The 17,607-nt window shown below is 63.5% G+C and carries 17 protein-coding genes and 2 pseudogenes; 10 read left to right on the top strand and 9 right to left on the bottom strand.

The features are described from left to right. Positions 1-67: 67 nt before the first annotated feature. Positions 68-1,120: pseudogene (locus BKK79_RS06785) on the top strand (chitinase); the annotation flags it as partial. Positions 1,121-1,645: 525 nt separating this feature from the next. Here the strand turns inward: BKK79_RS06785 and BKK79_RS06780 are convergent. Then, a complete protein-coding gene (locus BKK79_RS06780; RefSeq protein WP_071037411.1) occupies positions 1,646-2,494 on the bottom strand; it encodes a hypothetical protein in 849 nt (282 codons plus the stop codon). 252 nt (positions 2,495-2,746) lie between these two features. Between BKK79_RS06780 and BKK79_RS06775 the strand changes: the two genes are divergently transcribed. Next, positions 2,747-3,064 (top strand): DMT family transporter, encoded by a 318-nt coding sequence (locus tag BKK79_RS06775; RefSeq protein ID WP_071038441.1) that lies wholly within the window; start codon positions 2,747-2,749, stop codon positions 3,062-3,064. A 177-nt stretch (positions 3,065-3,241) separates the two neighbouring features. On the opposite strand, the gene BKK79_RS06770 is transcribed toward BKK79_RS06775, so the two are convergent. From BKK79_RS06770 to BKK79_RS06760, 3 genes are all read right to left on the bottom strand, one after another. Further along, complete coding sequence (locus tag BKK79_RS06770) at positions 3,242-3,646, bottom strand: YcgJ family protein (protein ID WP_084084862.1); 405 nt, start codon at positions 3,644-3,646, stop codon at positions 3,242-3,244. A gap of 111 nt (positions 3,647-3,757) precedes the next feature. Beyond that, positions 3,758-4,141 (bottom strand): hypothetical protein, encoded by a 384-nt coding sequence (locus BKK79_RS06765; protein ID WP_156811135.1) that lies wholly within the window; start codon positions 4,139-4,141, stop codon positions 3,758-3,760. A gap of 260 nt (positions 4,142-4,401) precedes the next feature. Next, a complete protein-coding gene (locus BKK79_RS06760; protein WP_071011404.1) occupies positions 4,402-5,088 on the bottom strand; it encodes a response regulator transcription factor in 687 nt (228 codons plus the stop codon). On the opposite strand from BKK79_RS06760, the gene BKK79_RS06755 reads away from it, so the two are divergent. Then, on the top strand, positions 5,087-7,222 hold the full coding sequence (locus BKK79_RS06755) for a sensor histidine kinase (protein WP_084084551.1): 2,136 nt from the start codon (positions 5,087-5,089) through the stop codon (positions 7,220-7,222). The two genes, BKK79_RS06760 and BKK79_RS06755, sit on opposite strands and share 2 nt — an antisense overlap. A gap of 271 nt (positions 7,223-7,493) precedes the next feature. Here BKK79_RS06755 and BKK79_RS06750 read toward each other — a convergent pair whose 3' ends face one another. Next, the gene (locus BKK79_RS06750; RefSeq protein WP_071037408.1) at positions 7,494-7,859 is read right to left on the bottom strand and encodes a MerR family transcriptional regulator; all 366 of its coding nucleotides are present in this window, start codon (positions 7,857-7,859) and stop codon (positions 7,494-7,496) included. Positions 7,860-7,932: 73 nt separating this feature from the next. On the opposite strand from BKK79_RS06750, the pseudogene BKK79_RS06745 reads away from it, so the two are divergent. The 5 genes and pseudogenes from BKK79_RS06745 to BKK79_RS06735 all read left to right on the top strand — a co-directional run bounded on the left by BKK79_RS06745 (position 7,933) and on the right by BKK79_RS06735 (position 12,357). Beyond that, positions 7,933-9,011, top strand: a pseudogene (locus tag BKK79_RS06745) (SDR family oxidoreductase). A gap of 87 nt (positions 9,012-9,098) precedes the next feature. Then, positions 9,099-9,470 (top strand): IS4 family transposase, encoded by a 372-nt coding sequence (locus BKK79_RS41495; protein WP_257787592.1) that lies wholly within the window; start codon positions 9,099-9,101, stop codon positions 9,468-9,470. 140 nt (positions 9,471-9,610) lie between these two features. Next, positions 9,611-10,660 carry a linear amide C-N hydrolase gene (locus BKK79_RS06740; RefSeq protein WP_442873250.1) on the top strand — a complete coding sequence of 350 codons (1,050 nt, stop codon included), beginning with the start codon at positions 9,611-9,613 and terminating at the stop codon, positions 10,658-10,660. Positions 10,661-10,980: 320 nt separating this feature from the next. Continuing rightward, the gene (locus BKK79_RS40240; protein WP_157128403.1) at positions 10,981-11,784 is read left to right on the top strand and encodes a hypothetical protein; all 804 of its coding nucleotides are present in this window, start codon (positions 10,981-10,983) and stop codon (positions 11,782-11,784) included. Between the two features lie 360 nt (positions 11,785-12,144). Then, positions 12,145-12,357, top strand: a complete 213-nt coding sequence (locus tag BKK79_RS06735; protein ID WP_071037407.1) for a hypothetical protein — start codon at positions 12,145-12,147, stop codon at positions 12,355-12,357. Between the two features lie 88 nt (positions 12,358-12,445). Here BKK79_RS06735 and BKK79_RS06730 read toward each other — a convergent pair whose 3' ends face one another. The 3 genes from BKK79_RS06730 to BKK79_RS06720 all read right to left on the bottom strand — a co-directional run bounded on the left by BKK79_RS06730 (position 12,446) and on the right by BKK79_RS06720 (position 14,965). After that, positions 12,446-13,831 carry a phosphomannomutase/phosphoglucomutase gene (locus BKK79_RS06730; RefSeq protein ID WP_071037406.1) on the bottom strand — a complete coding sequence of 462 codons (1,386 nt, stop codon included), beginning with the start codon at positions 13,829-13,831 and terminating at the stop codon, positions 12,446-12,448. A 146-nt stretch (positions 13,832-13,977) separates the two neighbouring features. Then, positions 13,978-14,304, bottom strand: coding sequence for a hypothetical protein (locus BKK79_RS06725; protein ID WP_157128402.1), 327 nt, complete (start codon positions 14,302-14,304; stop codon positions 13,978-13,980). Positions 14,305-14,668: 364 nt separating this feature from the next. Then, complete coding sequence (locus tag BKK79_RS06720; RefSeq protein ID WP_071037404.1) at positions 14,669-14,965, bottom strand: hypothetical protein; 297 nt, start codon at positions 14,963-14,965, stop codon at positions 14,669-14,671. Between the two features lie 517 nt (positions 14,966-15,482). Between BKK79_RS06720 and BKK79_RS40235 the strand changes: the two genes are divergently transcribed. Beyond that, complete coding sequence (locus tag BKK79_RS40235; protein ID WP_157128401.1) at positions 15,483-15,662, top strand: hypothetical protein; 180 nt, start codon at positions 15,483-15,485, stop codon at positions 15,660-15,662. Between the two features lie 333 nt (positions 15,663-15,995). On the opposite strand, the gene BKK79_RS06715 is transcribed toward BKK79_RS40235, so the two are convergent. Beyond that, positions 15,996-16,418: an Lrp/AsnC family transcriptional regulator gene (locus tag BKK79_RS06715; RefSeq protein WP_071037403.1), complete on the bottom strand. Its 423-nt coding sequence runs from the start codon at positions 16,416-16,418 to the stop codon at positions 15,996-15,998. A gap of 243 nt (positions 16,419-16,661) precedes the next feature. On the opposite strand from BKK79_RS06715, the gene BKK79_RS06710 reads away from it, so the two are divergent. After that, the gene (locus BKK79_RS06710) at positions 16,662-17,558 is read left to right on the top strand and encodes a dimethylarginine dimethylaminohydrolase family protein (protein ID WP_071037402.1); all 897 of its coding nucleotides are present in this window, start codon (positions 16,662-16,664) and stop codon (positions 17,556-17,558) included. Positions 17,559-17,607: the final 49 nt, after the last annotated feature.

The following is a 17,607-nucleotide window of genomic DNA, read 5'->3' as shown; positions in this document are numbered from 1 at the left end:
GGCCGGCTATGCTGTCGGGACAGGGCCGGCGTACATGTGAATACAACGCTAACCAGAGAGAACAAGAATGAAAATCGGGGTCTTATCTCGCGCAGTCACGGCAACGCTTGCGGCGGCATGTCTCGCCACTGCCGCCGGCGCGGCGCAGGCGCAAGGCATCTACGCGCCCTTTGTCTATCTCCCCATGACCCCGGTGCCGCTGATCGACCAGATCGGCGTGCAGCAAGGAATCCAGCAGTTCAATCTCGCCTTCGTGGTGGCCGGCAGCGGATGCCAGCCTTCCTGGGGCGGCGTGCAGCCGATCGGCGCGAACGCCAGCGGCTCGCTGCTGAGCACCATCGCCACGTCGATCGCCAACTTCCGCGCCAAGGGCGGCGAGGTGGCCGTGTCGTTCGGTGGCGCGGCCGGTACGCCGCTGATGCAGGCATGCAGTTCCGTGTCGACCTTGAAGAGCGCCTACCAGACCGTCATCAATACCTACAATCTCACGCACGTCGACTTCGACCTCGAAGGCTCGCCGCTGCAGGACACGGCGGCGGTGTCGCGCCACTTCAGGGCGCTCGCGCAATTGCAATCCAGCCTGGCAAGCAAGGGCAAGACGCTGCATGTCACGCTCACGCTGCCGGCCATGCCGTACGGTCTCACGTCGGATGCCGTCAACGCCGTCAACGTGGCCATCCAGAACAAGGTGACGTTCGACGCCGTGAACCTGATGACGATGGACTACGGCACCGCCGATACCGACATGGGCGCGGCGGCCGTCAGCGCGGCGCAGGGGCTGTACTCGCAGCTCGACACGGCCTACAAGGCCGTCGGTCAGGTCAAGAGCAATGCGCAGCTGTGGCAGATGGTCGGCGTCACGCCGATGATCGGCGTGAACGACACGCCGGGCGAGATCTTCACGGTGGCCAATGCGCAGAGCGTGCTGAATGTCGCCAGCACCAATGGCTACGGCCTGCTCAGCAACTGGTCGATCAGCCGCGATCAATCGTGCCCGAACGGCGGCACCCAGGTTTCGCTGAGCTGCTCAGGCATTACGCAGAATCCGTATGACTTTGCTACCGTGTTCAAGCCGTTCAACGGCCATTGGGGCACGGGCGTGACGCAGGATCCGAATTACTGAGGCCGCAGCGGGAATTCAAACCGCCCCTGAACTCACCCGAGCGCAATGCAGCCGGCCGCGCAGCATGAAGCGGCCGGTATCCATGCTTCGTGCCATGGCTTGCGAGCCAGCAGAGCATAATGCGGCAGGATGTCAGTCGCATGAAAAAAAAGAGGGCATAGGCGCGGGGAGCTCCTATGCCCTGAGGACTGCAGCAACGGGGTCAAATTGCGTTGCCAGTAGCTATTGTGGTGCATTGCATCAAAGTCGTTACCCCGCAGAGGGCGGGTTACCGTCTTAAGAGGGGTAAAGGAATGGCGTGGGCGGGTGGGGTACCTGCCGGCTCGGCAGAGCACCCGCTACACCCGGGGCCACGGTGCTCGGCTTTCGGGGAGAGAGCCCGTCCAGGCAGCTGATGCGGGCATTTCCGCAGCCCGCGCGCTCTCCTGGGACAGCCTGCGGGCTTCGCCGCATCGCAGTGCAAAACGCTGGACAGGGTTCCACCGTTTCGCCAGTATCCTGCTTTGCGCATATCCCGCAGGGTCACTCCAGCGGCTCCTCCCGCTCGAATGCCGTGACGTCGACGCGCTGGACCTTGCCCATCTGCCGCACCTCGGTACGCAATACGAAGAAGACGGACGGACAATACCAGTCGGTGACGTTCATTACCGTCGGTATCGACTCCAGCCGTTCACCGGCAAACTCCAAGGCGCCGAGCGAGGTACGCTTCTCGTAGCTAATGGGGAGGCATTTCTGCGGACCCAGCGCGGTGGCAATGGTTTGCAGACGCCCCACCTTACGAGGCCCCACGGCTACCGAGGCATGCTCCGCGCGCATCGTACCCACCTCCTCGCCCGTCGCCAGCCGATAGATCTTGACGGAGAGGGCCGACTCGAACGTCTCGCCATCGAGCACCTTGCCTTCCTGAAGCGCCATCGATGCGTAATCCAGCACGCCCCGGCCCCGGAACGCCGCTTCGCCGAACATACGGGCATAGCGGGCGCGCGCATTGACAACGGCGCTGATACTTTCCACATTGCCTTCGCTACCGCTTTCCGCAGGCACGATGCGCACAGCATGCACCTGGTCTACCACGACAGGCGGACCCTTCAGGGCGGCCATCGCCGACTTCGAATGGATTTCGAAATTTGCCTCGCAACCGCCCGGCTGGACGGCAGCCTGGCGCAGCCGGAAGGTGATCGACATCGGCATTTCGCCGTCGGCCTCCATTTGCACGCGGGTGCCGGCCCGAAACCACGGCATGTCGCATAGCGAGGCGGGCTGCCCGCCTGCCTGCATGGGCTGCGCGGCCACGTATTGAACCGGCAAAGCGCCGGCAAGGCAAAAGGCCACGGTAGCGGCAAGCCGCCAGTGGCCATAGGTCAATGCCATGCTGAGACCGATGCCAGCAACCGGCCGCGTCCGACGACGTGGTGAAGTGGTACGCGCACAAGAAACCGCACAAGAAACAGCATTCTTGCGGCAGCTTTCGTTGTCCTCCACAATGAACGCCTCCTGATACAGTGGCTGCCTTCGCAGTAGCGACGATGCACACGGATAATGGCCGGGATGTCATGTCTCTTGGCCATCGGCGATCGCCAGCTCCCTGTTTTCGACACAACATCACAAAAGGGTATTGAGCCTATGGCCTGGACCTACCTGATTCTGGCTGGCTTGTGTGAAATCGGCTGGCCGATCGGCCTGAAGCTCGGTGGCATAGACTCCCTGCAACGCATTCTGTGGATCGTCTTTGCCATTGCCTGCATGGCGATCAGTGGCTTCCTCCTCTTGCTCGCCCAGCGCGAGATCCCCATGGGAACCGCCTATGCCACGTGGACCGGGATCGGGGCCGTGGGCGCGTTCCTGGCCGGGATCTTTGTCTTCGGCGACGCCAATACCGCGATGCGGTGGGCGTCTGTCTGCCTGATCACGGCCGGCATCATCGGCCTGAAGCTCGCGTAATCCCTCCGGCAATTCGCGGGCAAAGCCCGCTGCGAGCAGCCAAGTACCGGTCTCCAGCCTCCAGCCTCCAGTCTCCAGCCTCACGCACAGTCCGGCGGGTCTGGCATGCCGCGTCATGCCGAGTCATGCCGAGTCATGCCGAGTCATGCCGTTTGCCGGTCCTCCCCACGGAAGACGTCATTGGCCGCGCGCCGCCTGGCAGGACGCCCCTGCCGCTGGCTTGCCGAACAACAGTCGCGTGTACTTCGCGGATACGGGGCTGCGCTGGCCCTTGGCGTTGAAATAGCGGTCTTCTCGACACAGGCATTCCTTGACGTCACAGAAGACGCCGTTCGAAAAGGTGAACGCCGAGTGGTCGAACGGCCCGCGCGAAAAGCTCCGCGCGGCGATCTTCTTGCCGAGATAGCGTTCCGTCAGCCCCTGCGAGACGCCATCCTTGTCCGCACAGATATAGCCGTCGCAGAGGACACCAGCGGTCGGTGAATGCACACCCCCCGCACGTGCCGACACCGTGCCTGCGGCAAGGAACAGCGCAAATGCCGCAAATGCCGCAAATGCCAACGGCCATCGCGATCCACTCATCGCCACCTCATCCGATGCGCCGGGCGGGCCATGGCGCACCGCCGCCGTGAGCACGTGCGCACCCGGGCTCCCCGGCAGGACAATCCTGCGGGATAGCCGGCTGGCACCGCCTCAAAAGTCGATCTTCTGCAGTTCCCACGCATTCTGGGCGTTCCTGCAATAGAGGGGCTCAAGGATCAGCACCGGACCCCTTCCCCGCATCTCCACGGTGATCCGGCGGCAAGGCGTCCCTTTGCGGCGCAAGGTCCGCGGCGTAACGTTTGCCTCGACGATCGGCATGGAGGTCTGGCTTTTCCAGTGCGTTACCTTGGCGTCGCGCTCTTCGTCGCGCACCCGGTACACCTCGGCCTCCAGCCGGGACAGATCCTCCGTGCTCAGGTGAGACAGCGGCGTATCCGATAGAAAGCCGAAATTGCCCTGTGCCTGGGCGCCGGCGGCGAACGATGCCAGCACGATGCCGGCCAACATGCAGCGGTAGGAAGTTCGAGCAAGCATAGCGATCCTGACAGTCCAGAAGTTATCGCGCCCGCGTCATCGCATCGGCCATGGCCGCGGTCGATCGCTGCACCGCGCTGCAGCGGGCGTGCCTCGGTCACCTGAAGCCCGGCATATCGTGGCGACAACGATGTGCGATGCACCATCACGGCATTTGCATTGCATGATAATGCCGGGAAGTCCACGCGATTCTGAGGAATTCTGAGATCCGCCCGGACTGTGGCTGGCGGCGGACAGCTGAAAGCTGAAAGCGGACAGCGTCATGGCTGCTGGATGTCGACCTCGCCGAGAAACTGATACCCTCGCCCGCGAGCCGAGCGGATGGGGAGTTCCATGCCTGAGGCCGCTTGTACCGCCTTGCGCAATTGATACACATGCGTATCCAGGCGGCGCTGGTCATACTGATCGTAGTCTTCGGAGAGGGCGTTGACGATCTCGCGCCGGTTGACGGGCGCCCCGCGTCCTGCGGCAATGGCGCGCAAGATAATGAACGCTTGTGCGGTAAGGCAGATAGGGGCCTCACCAGGCGGGAGAATCTGGCGCCGCCCGACATCCAGGATCCAGCGCGTGCTGACGCCCCCCGCCGCCAGCCGGCGGCCCAGCGCGGCCACCGTTGCGGCAAGTTCTTCCAGGTCGAAGGGCTTGCCAAGATAGTGATCCGCTCCGATCATGAGGCCGCGAACTCTCTCAGCGGTACTGCTGCGCGCCGAGACAACGATGATGCCCAACCGGCGTCCATGTGCGCGCAGCCAGTCGATCAGATCGATGCCGTCGCCGTCCGGCAAGCCAAGGTCGATCACGGCAATGGCATGGTCGCACGGAGAGAACACCTGGCGAAACTCGGCGAGGGTGCCGACGGCGTCGGTGCGGTGCCCGCACTCGGTCAAGTAGCCCGCCAGTTCGCTGCGCAGGACAGGCTCATCTTCAAGAAGGATCACGCTCACCATGGACGTAGTGTACTGTGCTCGCTATTCGCCCATTCTGAGGAAATCCGGTCCCTTCTGTTCCCCTCGTTCGCCGGGATCCATGGCTTGTCGCGCCTGTCGCGCCTGGCTGCTGATTCTCCTCTTGCTGCTTTGCCATGGCGCTGGCGCACAGACGCCACGCAAGCTCACCGCCACTGCCGACCCGATCGATCTCGCCCCCCATATGGCATGGCTGCGCGATACCACGGGCGCCATGACCATCGAGCAGGTGGCGGCTTCCCCCGCCTGGCAGGCGCTTCCCGGCAATCTCAACATGGGGTTCACGCACGACGCGATCTGGCTGCGTGTCGCCATCGACCGGCCCGCCGACGGACCGCGCGACTGGCTGCTCGAAATCAACAACGCGGTGTTTGCCGAAGTCCGGCTCTATCAAGCCAGCGCCGGCGCTGGCTGGCGCGAACGCCGCGCGGGCGGCGACGTGCCGCGCAGCGAATGGGACTGGGATTTCCGTGTTCCGGTCTTCCGCCTGCATGTGGACGAGCCGGGTCCACATACCTTCTGGCTGAGAATCCGCTCCCGAACCTCGATTTCAGCGCAGGTCGTTCTCTGGCAGCCGGCGGCATTCCAGGCGCGCGCGAACACCGAATCGCTGGCCTACGGGATTCTCTTCGGTGCCTACGCCGCAATCTTCATCTTCCATCTCCTCTTCTGGACGTGGACGCGCGAAGAAGTGAACCGATGGTACGCCGGCTACGTGGCCTGCAGCATTGGACAGATGCTGCTGAACTTCGGGCATCTGCAGCAGTACACCGGCATGCCGGGGCCGCTCGGCGACAGGCTGCTGGCGCTGCTGATCTGCAGCTCGATCTGGTTTGGCGTCAAGCTGTGCGTGCAGTTCCTGGGGCTTGCCGCATTGATGCCCCGCCTTGCCCGTATCCTTCCGGCGCTGGCACTGGTGCTTGCCGTGGTCACCTCGTTCCTCGCGGTCGATGTCGGCTACGCCGCAGGCGTTGCGCCAGCGCAGATGTCGATCCTCGTGCTGATCGGCATCCTGACGGCGATCGGCCTGCGCCTTTGGCTCCGCGGGCACCGGCACGCTGGCTTCTTCCTGCTCGCCTTCGGCATCTACTTTGCCGGCATCGTCCTGCGCATCCTGCGCAACCTGACCGTTCTCCCGCCGAACCTCCTTACCGACAACTGCTACCAGGTCGGCGCCATCGCGCATATGGCGGTCATGAGCCTTGCCATCACCTGGCGCTACAACGCCTTGAAGCAGGAGAACGCCCGGGTGCAGGCCGAGGCGCTGCGCGTGCAGACTGACTATGCACTGTCACTGGAATCGACGGTGACGAGCCGGACCGCTTCGCTGGTCGCGGAGATTCGCCGCCGCGAAGCGGTCGAGGGAGAACTGCGGCTTGCGCTGGAAGCCGAGAAGCGGGCACGGCAGGAGCAATGCGATTTCGTGGCCATGGTCTCGCACGAATTCCGCACCCCGTTGTCGATCATCGATACCAGCGCCCAGCGCATTGCCGGGAGCGCAGGCACGCCTCAGCTCACCAGGGATCGCAGTGGCAATATTCGCCAGGCGGTGCGGCGCATGACCTCGCTGATGGATGCGCTGCTTTCCCTGGATCCCCTCGACAACGCCCTGCGCGCCTTCGCGCTGGCCAGTGTCGACCCGGAGCCTTTGCTTCGCAGCGTCGCAAGGGAATGGGATGGTGACACCGTGGTTGTCACCTGCAGCGCGCTACCCGGGGCGTTTCCTTGTGACCCGGAACTGATGCGCCTCGCCCTGCGCAACCTGCTGTCCAATGCCATCCGGCACTCTCCCCAGGACTCACCCGTTCATCTTGGCGCGGTTGGCGGGGACAACGGTATCGCCATCTCGATCACGGATCGAGGCCATGGGATTCCAAGCGATGAGTTGCCCAAACTCTTCCAGAAGTACTTCCGCGGCCGCCGCGCCGCGGGCAAGCCAGGCACGGGATTGGGCCTGTACCTGGTCAAGCGCGTCATCGACCTGCATCAAGGGAGTATCCGCGTCGATAGCCAGCTCGGGCACGGCACGACGTTCGTCATCTCACTGCCGCATGCCACAGCGGGCCCTGCGCGCCCATCCGCCGCTGCCGACAACTTGCTGCTCACTTCAGGCTGACATGGGGCAGGGCAGAGCCGGGTGGCGCGGAGCCGGACGTGCCAGGCGGCGTCAAGCCGATCGCATGGCAATTGCCGAGCCACCGCGAAGCCACGACGCGGCAGGAAACGATGGAATGGCGGCCAAGACCCTGCAGAAGTTGCGGGCCGGCGGGCACGCTGAGAATGGTGTATGAGCCGATGCTTTGCGGTGGATCGGTTTTCGATGCCGATCCTGGGTCAGGGCCTGGTGCAAATCAAGGTGAAAATCAACGCGCAAATCAACGCGCAAATCAACGCTCAAGCTGCCTGGCAGCACTGGCTTCGAGGTTTGCGCGCTCTGCATCCAGATACCGATAAATGCTTTGCAGGTCGGCGATTTTCTGTCTGATTTCCGCCATCTTCTTTTCAATTACCTTGGCACCGTCAGCGCAATCGATCAGCTTGTTCCGCTGCGCATCCAGAATCTCGCCTATTTCCTTCAGGGAAAAACCCATGCTCTGCGCGCGCTGGATAAAGTCCAGGTCCTGCAGGGTCTGCGCTGAATAAACGCGATAATTGTTGGTTTGCCGTAGCGGTGAGATCAGGCCGATTTGCTCGTAGTAACGCAGCGTATGGCGGCTGGCGCCGCTGCGGGCCTCGAGTTCGCTGATTTTCATGAAAACACCACTTGACTATAGAGTTGGGTCGACAGTTTACACTCGATTTCTCGCCTTACCAAGGAGCAGGGAAATGAGCGTGGAGTGCTTTGTCACGGGGGGACCGGCTTCATCGGTCAACATTTGCTGGCGACCCTGAGTGCGAAAGGTCACACCATCCGGGTGCTGATGCGTCGCCCGGAGCGACTCGCCGCACTGCGGGAGCAAGTCGACAAGCTGGGCGGGAACGCCACCCGGGTATTTGCGGTAGCTGGCGATCTGGAACAGGACAACCTCGGGCTGAGTCTTGCTGACCGAGAAGCGCTAAGGCAGGCGAAAGTCGTATTCCACCTGGGCGCCCATTTCGCTTGGGGGCTTTCATTGGCGCATTCTCGTGCGGTGAATGTGGAAGGGGCAAAGCGCGTGGCGCTGTTGGCGGCCGAGCAGAACAGCCGCTTAGTGATGATCGGCGGCTACATGCTGAAGAATCATGAACATCTGCAACGCATCGGCATCGATCCGCGTTATCCGGGGCTGACGGATTGGCCTGCCGTCTACCGGCGTGTCGGTGCTTACGAGGGGAGCAAGATCGAGGCGCATTTTGCCACCCTGGAGCTCATGTCCGCCAAGGGCGGTGAGATGACCGTTGTCCACCCCGCGACGGTTTGCGGCCACAGCCGCACGGGGCACATCCTTGACGGCCAGCCGCTGGTGGAGCTGATACGCAACCTGGTGCAGGGAAAGCTGACGGCAGTGCCCGGTACGGCCAAGCACTGGCTGCCACTGGTCACCGTGGATTACCTGGTTGAGCTGGTGGCGGCTTGTGCCTTGGATCCTGCCATGGCGGGCCAGGAACTGCTGGCGCTCGATGGCCAGACTCCCGCCTTGCGGGAACTCCTGGCTCAGGCGGCGCAACCCGTTGGCGTAAAGCCTCCCAGGCATTACATTCCGCTCCGGTTGCTGAAGTTGCTACTGGGTATTCCTCCCGTCGCGCGGTTTTTGAATACCAAGGCCGAAGCCCTGGACTTTATCCAGACCACTCGTTTTGATACAGCGGCGCTCGAGCAATTTGCCGGCAGGCATGGCATAGCCAAACCGGATATACGTCAGTCTTTGCAGCACACGGCAACCTTCGTCAACGCCTATTGCCTGGCCAAGGGGAAGTCCCGCTGACTTCTCCCCTGGGCGCGACAAAGGCGTCGGCCCCGTCAGCGCCGTCAGCCCCCGATTCAAGTTCGAGCGCCTGGATCCTGGCGATCCGTGTCGGGATCAAGGCAGGCGCGCGCCGGATGGAAGGGAGGGGCGTGGCGCATTGCCCGCCCGAAGACACCGGCCACACGCAATCAGATGATTCGGTTGCTTGCTTCCCCGGGTGGGTTCCTTGGGCGGAAGCGCGCTGGCGAGCCCGGCGCTAAGACGATCCGGATCGGCATACAACGGACCATCGACGCCGCGCTCACCAATCGAGCACGGCGGGAAGCGTCATGGCTTCGGTATGGGGAAATAGCCCTGACGGGGGGTACGGGCGGGTATCGAGATCATGATCCATCTCTCTCCCGCGCATTATCTAAAGGTCCAATGGCTCGGCCCGTGAAGAGGATCGTGACAGAAGGTCATAACGGAAGATCGTAACAGACGATTCCTGCGTACACGATCTCGATTGAAATCAGTTTTCCTCAGTTTCCGGCCGAGATTCTCGGCTATGATGCCCTCAACCGGTCTGGAAATAGACTGAATATAAAGCCACTTTCCTATTCCATTCGAGGATACGCATCTTGAAACCCTTGTCAAAGTTCGCATTGGCGGTTTTCATGGCGACCCTGACTGGCGCACCGCCGTCTCTGGCCTGCTCCCGCATTACTTATACCGGCCCGGATCATATGATCGTCACGGGCCGTTCCATGGATTGGATGGTGCCGGTACATACCAACCTGTGGGCGTTTCCGGCGGGAACGGCTCGCGATGGCGCCGCCGTGGATCATTCGCTCACCTGGACATCGAAGTACAGCAGCGTCATCGCCGCAGCCTATGATGCCGCGACGACCGATGGCATCAATGAGAAGGGCCTGGTCGCCAACCTGCTGTACCTCGGCACGGCCGACTACGGGGTACGCAACAAGGCGCAACCGGGGCTGTCGATCGCGGGCTGGGCGCAGTACGTGCTCGACAACTTCGCGACGGTTGACGAAGCCGTCAACGCGTTGCGCGCCGAGCCGTTCCAACTGGTGCTTCCGGAGTTGCCTGGGGGCTTCAAGCCGGCCCTCCACCTCGCGATCTCCGACGCAACGGGCGACTCGGCGATCTTCGAGTACCTGAACGGCAAGCTGGTCATTCATCATGGCCATCAATATGCCGTCATGACCAACGAGCCCAGCTACGATCAGCAGCTGGCGCTGAACACGTATTGGCAGGAAATCGGCGGTACCGCGATGCTGCCCGGCACGGAAAGGCCCGCCGACCGTTTCGTCCGCGCCTCCTATTACCTGGGCGAAGCCCCGAAGACCGCCGATCCCGTGCTGTCGGTGGCCGCCATGTTCTCCATCGTGCGCAATGTCTCGGTGCCGATGGGCGCGCAACGACCCGGTGCCCCGAACGTGGCGCCAACGCTTTGGCGAACCGTCGCCGATCATAAGAACCGGATCTACTATTTCGAGGCCACCACGTCGCCCAACGTCTTCTGGGTCTCCTTCGACAAGGTCGATATCAAACCTGGCGGACCAGCGATGCGGCTTCCCGTTGATGACGGTCCGGTGTGGGCTGGGGACGTCGCGGGCAGTTTCAAGGCCGCCGATGTCTTCCGCTTCCTGCCAGCCAAGAGCTAGTCTGCTCTGCACGGAATCGGAAAGCCCCTCGGCAGGCCAGCCAGGCGCGGCGATGCGCGCTCAGACTGAGCGGGCGACCTGCCGGGTAGCGAAAGCACATTGATGTCGATGAGGGGGCCTTGCGGCTTCCTTCCCGGTGCGCCGAGGACTCGGAACCGCAGCGCCACGCTCCGCGCTCCGTGCTCGGCATGCTCGACCGGCAGGGGCGGCATCTTTCCGCTTGGACCTGAGTTTCCATCGATGGGAAACCGTGCAGATTTCCTGCCCGGCCATGGCAACCCGTCTCCAATCTTCTCGCGAACACACGAACACACGAACACATGAAGCGATTCGTGCTGCTTATCCTGATTTCCTGCGCTGCCAATCAAGCCAGCATCGCTGAGACGTCTGATCTTTCGGCGCATGACATTGCCAAGCTGCTTCAGAATCCTCTTGCGGACACGATCAGCCTCCCCTTTGCCAACGACACCAACTTTCCTCTTGGCCCAGATCGACGAGCAGGCAATGTGCTGAACATCCAGCCTGTGATTCCATTCCGGCTGAACAGTGACTGGAATCTCGTCACGCGCACCACGGTGCCGTTGATCTCGCAACCCCGCCTTTCCCCGTCCGATCCGGCAACATTCGGGCTCGGTGACATTGTCCCCATGGCCGTGCTATCACCCAGCACCGCATCCAATGTGACATGGGGGCTCGGTGCGACGTTCTCGATTCCCACCGCAACCAGCAGCAGCCTTGGCGCAAACCGATGGGCCGCGGGGCCCGCCGCCGTGGTACTTACCATGCCGGACCCATGGGTGTTCGGTCTGCTGGTCAGTCACTTGAGCTCCTTCTCTGGCTCCAGTTCCGGCGCACGCATCGATCGAACCGCAGCCCAGTACTTCGTCATCTATAACTTCCCAAGTGGCTGGTTCCTGTCTTCCACGCCAATCATCGCCGCGGACTGGGCAGCAAAGTCCAATGCGCGATGGACTGTGCCGGTAGGAGGGGAAATCGGCAAGGTCTTCAATCTTTCCGGGCAGGCGATGTCAGCATCGATCGGGCTCTACCGCAATGTCATCAGGCCGACGGATTCTCCCGATTGGCAGGTAAGGCTCAATGTGAGTTTTGTTTTTCCTCGATAGACCGTCTTACGCTGCCGCCATCGTGATCGGTCAGCCCGATGCAGTGATCGTCCGGTTTCGTCACAAGAAGTTGCCGCCCGAGTAGAAGGCCAATTGGCGCCGCCATGGCGCGCCCGCGCCTTACCAACGGCGCTTCGGCAAGCACCGCAGTCTGACCGTCTTCTGCCCATCGCCTGCAAATGCGGAGCAAGCTCTCGCGGATTCCCCCAAAAACCCAGGAAAAGCTCGGCATCGGGTTCGAATCCCCACGAACCGAGGGTGCGCGAGTGGACGCCGGTGTGGGCGGTACTGTACTAGGCTTAACCACGTGTCTGACGTAACCGAGCCGCGCATACGGCACGAAGACCCGGAGCCACGCCAATGTCCATCCAACGATACGGTCATTACATCATCGAGGGCATTGGGAGGCCCATCGGCGGTGGCAAATTCGCCGCGCTCGGGCGCGTGCGGTTGGGGGATTTCACCGTCGAGGAATCCGATGAGCTCGGACATTTCGAGCAGTTTGCGGATGCCCAATCCCGAGGTCTTTCGTGGGCACAGCGCCGTGCCGATGAGATGAGCGCAGGACACTGAGCCGCCCTGAATCACGGCGAACGGCAGCGGGCTGTCAGCGGGGCGAGCCCGTCTCGGGCCGGGAATTCACTCGCATCCGCTCAGAATCTCAGAAGGACAGTTGCGCGTCCGGCTTCTCGGCCAGGATCGCGCGCTTGAACTGGGCCTGGATGCGCGCCAGCGCGGCATCGTTATCGGCTTCGAAACGCATCACCACCACCGGCGTGGTGTTGGACGGGCGCGCCAGGCCGAAGCCGTCGGCGTACTCGACGCGCACGCCGTCGATCTTGTTGACCTCGCGTGCGCCTTCGAACGTCGCGTTGGCGCGGATCTTGTCGAGCAGCGCGAAGGGTTCGCCCTCGGCGCACTTGAGCTGCAGCTCCGGCGTGCTGTTGGAATTCGGCAGCGCGTTGAGCACCGCGCTGGGGTCGGCATGGCGCGACAGGATCTCCAGCAGGCGCGCGCCGGTGTAGAGGCCGTCGTCGAAGCCGTACCAGCGGTCCTTGAAGAAGACGTGGCCGCTCATCTCGCCGGCGATCGGCGCACCGGTCTCGCGCAGCTTGGCCTTGATCAGCGAATGGCCGGTCTTCCACATCAGCGGCTCGCCGCCGTGCTGGCGGATCCAGGGGGCCAGCTTGCCGGTGCACTTGACGTCGTAGATCACCTGCTGGCCCGGGTTGCGCGCCAGGATCTCCTCGGCGAACAGCATCAGCTGGCGGTCGGGGAAGATGACCTGGCCGTCCTTGGTCACCACGCCGAGGCGGTCGCCGTCGCCGTCGAAGGCCAGGCCCAGCTCGCAGTCGGTCTCGCGCAGGCTGCGCATCAGGTCCTGCAGGTTCTCGACGTGGGCCGGGTCCGGGTGGTGGTTGGGGAAGCTGCCGTCGACCTCGCAGAACAGCTCGGTCACCTCGCAGCCAAGGCCGCGGAAAAGCTCGCCGACGAAGGCGCCGGCCACGCCGTTGCCGGCGTCCAGCGCGATCTTCATCGGCCGCGCCAGCTTGACGTCGGCCAGGATGCGGTCGATGTACTGACGGCGGATGTCGAGCTGCCGGTAACCGCCGGCGCCGCTGGTGAAGGTGCCGGCCTCGATGCGCTGGCGCAGGCCCTGGATGGCGTCGCCGTAGATGGCCTCGCCGGCCAGCACCATCTTCAGGCCGTTGTAGTCGGGCGGGTTGTGGCTGCCGGTGACCATGATGCCGGACGTGGCGCGCTGGCCATCGAGCTCGACATAGGTACCGAAGTAGACCATCGGCGTGGCGACCATGCCCAGGTCGATGACATCGAGACCTGCCGCGCGCAGGCCCTCGACCAGGCCGCCGAGCAGGTCAGGGCCGGACAGGCGGCCGTCGCGGCCGACCACCACGGCCCGCTCGCCCTTCTCGACGGCGGTGGAACCGAAGGCGAGGCCGACGGCGCGGGCCACCTCGCGGGTCAGCGTCTTGCCGACGATGCCGCGGATGTCATAGGCTTTGAAGATGGTGGGATCGAGTTGCATGGCGTTTTACGATGCGATGAGTGGATGCAGGGGATGCGGCAGGTCACCGCAGCGACAGGGTCGTGGCGCTGCGCAGTGCTGCGTGTACGATTGCCGCTGCAGCCAGTAGCTGCGGAGAAGATGGGGGAAGATACCCCGACGGGGATCTACTTCCAGCGCGCCGTGCTCCACCCGTTTGCGCTGGGAGGGGGAAGGTCGGCGATACTCACCATGCCGAGACGGGCATACTCGCCCTTGAATTCAGACCACGCATTGGCGACTGCGTGCACATCCAGGACGTCGATCGTGACCAGTTCCCGGGCACGGGTTTCCACGGTGAAACTGGCCGAATATCCAGCGGGCGCTTGATCAGTTTCGCTTGCGGCGCGGTGCCGTATGTCCGACCGCCGGATCACGCCATCCAGGACCGTGCCGTCCTTCATGCGGATCAACACGATCCCGAACAGCGGCATGCCCTGCGTGATCTTGAGCACGTGTCGAGCTTCGTCCGTATTGGTAGTCAGGCGGCCCATCGGTGAATCGAATCGAGGTCTGTGGATGTCAATCTGTGTCGTATTGCACTGCGAGCGCGATCCGGTCGGCGGCCTGGTCGCTGAATGCGTTCGGTCCCGTTGATCGCAGAGTGGCTCCGACAGCCAAGCGTTGGCTTGGGAAGCGTAGAGGTGGGCATAGGCGCGGGGGCGCCTATGCCCGGGTTGGCAACCGGACCTACCCCATGCCAAGTTGCAGGCAGGATTTTGCTGCATGACAGCAGAAACCTGTTCCCTGCGTGCGAAGGGTTCGGGCGTGTTGCGATGCCCTCTTCCGCCAGCAGGAGAGGGCGCCTTATCGTCAACGCTATAAGGATGCGGATGCGTTGTCGTCGGCTGCCACAGCCGCCAATTCGCTCAACAACCGCGCCTCCAGCGCCAGCCCCTCCGCCACGGAGAGAATGCCCTCGTGCATGGCAGGCAGCAGCTCGCCGAACTGAGGGTTGCTGGCGGCGTAGTCGCGCAGGAAGAAGAGTAGGCTGTGCAATTGCGCGGCCTTGTCGGCGGCGACTTCGCGCGGGGTTTCCAGCGCGTACCAGGTGGTGACACAGACGGCGCTGCCGCTGTGGCTGACGGTGATGTTGCCGTGGGTGGTTTCAGACATGGCAGGGCCTCCCTGCCGATGCGCTGGCTAACTTCTGGAGGCACGCCAGCGGTACGGTGCTGGCGAGTGCGAGTCGAATCATGGTGGCTCCCATTCGTGCGGATCGATGAAATCTCCGCTTGGCAAAAGCGGGCCGCCTTCTTGTATGGGACGCCAATCCCGTCGTCTTCCCATTGGGAAAGTCGATATGCCCGGAGCGGGCGCATGTGGACCGAAGCATGGCAATACCTCCTTGTTTGCTTCCGATGTTCGCCGGTCCTTTTCAGTCGGGCTGCCAACCCCGGTCGTCATCGCAGCGACGACATGGCTAGCTTAGCGGCACGATTCAAGTAGAAGTATTGCAGTTTGTAAATACTGCAGACTCGTCAGTAGGAGGAAAGGAGCGTTGCGCGGGACCACGCTGATTCGATCCTCAACTGTCGAGTGCCAAAGCGATAATGCCTAGCCTCAAGGCTTGATGCAGTGTCCGCTGCAGAGCCGCCAAATGTACTGTGACCGTTCAACGGGAGAAGAGCGCGTGAGTGATGTCGTTCGGCAGCCGCAGGAAGCGGCCGGGCATGATGCCTGGTTTCGCCGTCAAGTGGAAATCGGCCGTGCCTCGGCCGACGCTGGCAATCTGATTCCAGCATCCGAGGTTGAAGCCAAGTTCGAAGCAAGGCGAGAGGCGACTCGCCGCCGGCTTAAAGGTGAGGCTTGATGACGCTGTGCTGGATCTCGGAGGCTCTCCAGAACTGCGAAGACATCTACGACAGCATCGAAGTTGAAAACCCAGGCGCTGCGCTGGGACTCGGCGCAATGATTGCGGAGAAGGCCGTCCTTCGCTAGCGCGACAGCCCCTGCCGCGCGACAACCGTGCTCCCCTCTCCCGCCTGCGGGAGAGGGGTTGGGGGAGAGGGCCGGCATTCGCTAGTACGACGGCGCTCGCTTCGTGCTAGCGCCCACCCTCTCCCCCGGCCCCTCTCCCACAAGTGTGAGAGGGGAGCAAAACGGCGGTGTGGCGAAGGCCGGCCGGCATTACGTTCACGCCAGCCTACAGCTTGTAAGTACTCAGCAAAATACTCGTCTCCGTCGCCGAAATCCCCTCAATCATCCGCACCCGGTCCAGCGTCCGGTCGAAGGCCTCCAGCGAATCGGCGCGCAGTTCCGCGATGATGTCCCAGCGCCCGTTGGTGGTGTGCAGGGCCTGCACATTGGGCTCGCCGCGCAGGGCCTGCAGTACTTCGCGGGATTTATTGCCTTCCACCGCCACCGTCATCCAGGCGCGGATGCGGTGCGGTTCGGCCTCGGGCTTCAGGCGCACCGTGTAGCCCACGATCACGCCGTCCTGTTCCAGCTTGGCGATACGGTTCTGCACGGTCGCGCGCGAGACGCGCAGCGCCTTGGCCAGCGCGGTGACGGGGGTGCGCGCGTCGTCGCGCAGCAGGGAGAGGAGTTGGCGGTCGGTGTCGTCCATCTGGCCGGTTTCCGGTGTATTTCAGACGGCACTTGGCAAAGTGCCAGAAAGTACTGAAGTTTTGCTAAGACGGTGAGACGTTTTGCTCATTCTGCTCCCTTTTGGCTAACGTCGCCATTGCGCAGAATTCAGTCAGGCAACACGGAGCCGCCGGTGCGCCCGACCACCTTCCAGGGCGCCCCAGGACTTCCCAGCCGCTATCCCGACCCCTGACACGCCATCTCTATAGATAGGAGCCGAGCCATGCGCCAACCCACCATCCTGCTGATCGATCCCACCCACTACGATGTGTCCTACAGCATCAATCCGTGGATGGACCCGGCGCGGTGGGCCAGCGATCCGCTGGGCATGCACCGTAGCGCCGTGACCGCCTTCGAATCGCTGCGCACGGCGCTGCTGGCGGCGGGCTTCGCCGTGGAGGTGGCGCAGGGCACGGCCGGCCAGCCGGACATGGTGTTTCCCGCCAACGCCGCCGTGGTGCTGGACGGCCGCGCGCTGCTGGCGCGCTTCCGCTACCCGCAGCGCCGCGGCGAGGAAGCGCCCTTTGCCCGCATCTTCGAAGACCTGCGCCTGCGCGGCCTGCTCAGCGAGGTGAGCCTGCTGCCGGAAGGCTGCTACCAGGAAGGCGCGGGCGACTGCATCTGGGACGCCACGCGCGGCCACTTCTGGGCCGGCTTCGGCCCGCGCTCCACGCGCGCCGCGGCCGATGCGGTGTCGGCCTACTTCGACCGGCCGGTGGTGGCGCTGGAGCTGGCCACCGAACAGAGCTACCACCTCGATGTGTGCTTCTGCCCGCTGTCGGGCGGCGAGATTCTCTACTACCCGCCGGCCTTCACCGCCGAGTCGCTGGTGGCGTTGCGCCGCCGCGTGCCGGCCAGCCAGCGCATCGAGGCCACCGAAGCCGACCTGCGCCACTTCAGCGTGAACGCGGTCAACCTGCACGACCAGGTGGTCATGACCCGCACCACCCCGCACCTGCGCAGCGAACTGGGGCAGCGCGGCTACCGCCTGCATGAGGTGGACCTGACCCCCTTCATGCTGTCCGGCGGCGGCGCCTACTGCATGACGCTGCGGCTGGACCGCAGCAGCGCGGGCGCCAGCACGGCCGGGGAAGAGGGCGGGGAGCAGGCGGCGGCCTGAGCGGCAGGCGCCAAGCCAAAGAATACGAACGGAACGGGACCCCACAGGA

Origin of the sequence: Cupriavidus sp. USMAA2-4 (genome assembly GCF_001854305.1) — a bacterium.
Lineage (GTDB): Bacteria > Pseudomonadota > Gammaproteobacteria > Burkholderiales > Burkholderiaceae > Cupriavidus > Cupriavidus malaysiensis.
This window is presented reverse-complemented; position numbering and strand designations above follow the sequence as displayed.

Bases quoted from the DNA above. Each gene is read 5' to 3' on its own strand.
- BKK79_RS06735 (WP_071037407.1), top strand. From the start codon at position 12,145: ATGTCCATCCAACGATACGGTCATTACATCATCGAGGGCATTGGGAGG.
- BKK79_RS06715 (WP_071037403.1), bottom strand. From the start codon at position 16,418: ATGGACGACACCGACCGCCAACTCCTCTCCCTGCTGCGCGACGACGCG.
- BKK79_RS06720 (WP_071037404.1), bottom strand. From the start codon at position 14,965: ATGTCTGAAACCACCCACGGCAACATCACCGTCAGCCACAGCGGCAGC.
- BKK79_RS06710 (WP_071037402.1), top strand. From the start codon at position 16,662: ATGCGCCAACCCACCATCCTGCTGATCGATCCCACCCACTACGATGTG.
- BKK79_RS06780 (WP_071037411.1), bottom strand. From the start codon at position 2,494: ATGGCATTGACCTATGGCCACTGGCGGCTTGCCGCTACCGTGGCCTTT.
- BKK79_RS06760 (WP_071011404.1), bottom strand. From the start codon at position 5,088: ATGGTGAGCGTGATCCTTCTTGAAGATGAGCCTGTCCTGCGCAGCGAA.
- BKK79_RS40240 (WP_157128403.1), top strand. From the start codon at position 10,981: ATGAAGCGATTCGTGCTGCTTATCCTGATTTCCTGCGCTGCCAATCAA.
- BKK79_RS06750 (WP_071037408.1), bottom strand. From the start codon at position 7,859: ATGAAAATCAGCGAACTCGAGGCCCGCAGCGGCGCCAGCCGCCATACG.
- BKK79_RS06755 (WP_084084551.1), top strand. From the start codon at position 5,087: ATGGACGTAGTGTACTGTGCTCGCTATTCGCCCATTCTGAGGAAATCC.
- BKK79_RS06775 (WP_071038441.1), top strand. From the start codon at position 2,747: ATGGCCTGGACCTACCTGATTCTGGCTGGCTTGTGTGAAATCGGCTGG.
- BKK79_RS06765 (WP_156811135.1), bottom strand. From the start codon at position 4,141: ATGCTTGCTCGAACTTCCTACCGCTGCATGTTGGCCGGCATCGTGCTG.
- BKK79_RS06730 (WP_071037406.1), bottom strand. From the start codon at position 13,831: ATGCAACTCGATCCCACCATCTTCAAAGCCTATGACATCCGCGGCATC.
- BKK79_RS06770 (WP_084084862.1), bottom strand. From the start codon at position 3,646: ATGAGTGGATCGCGATGGCCGTTGGCATTTGCGGCATTTGCGGCATTT.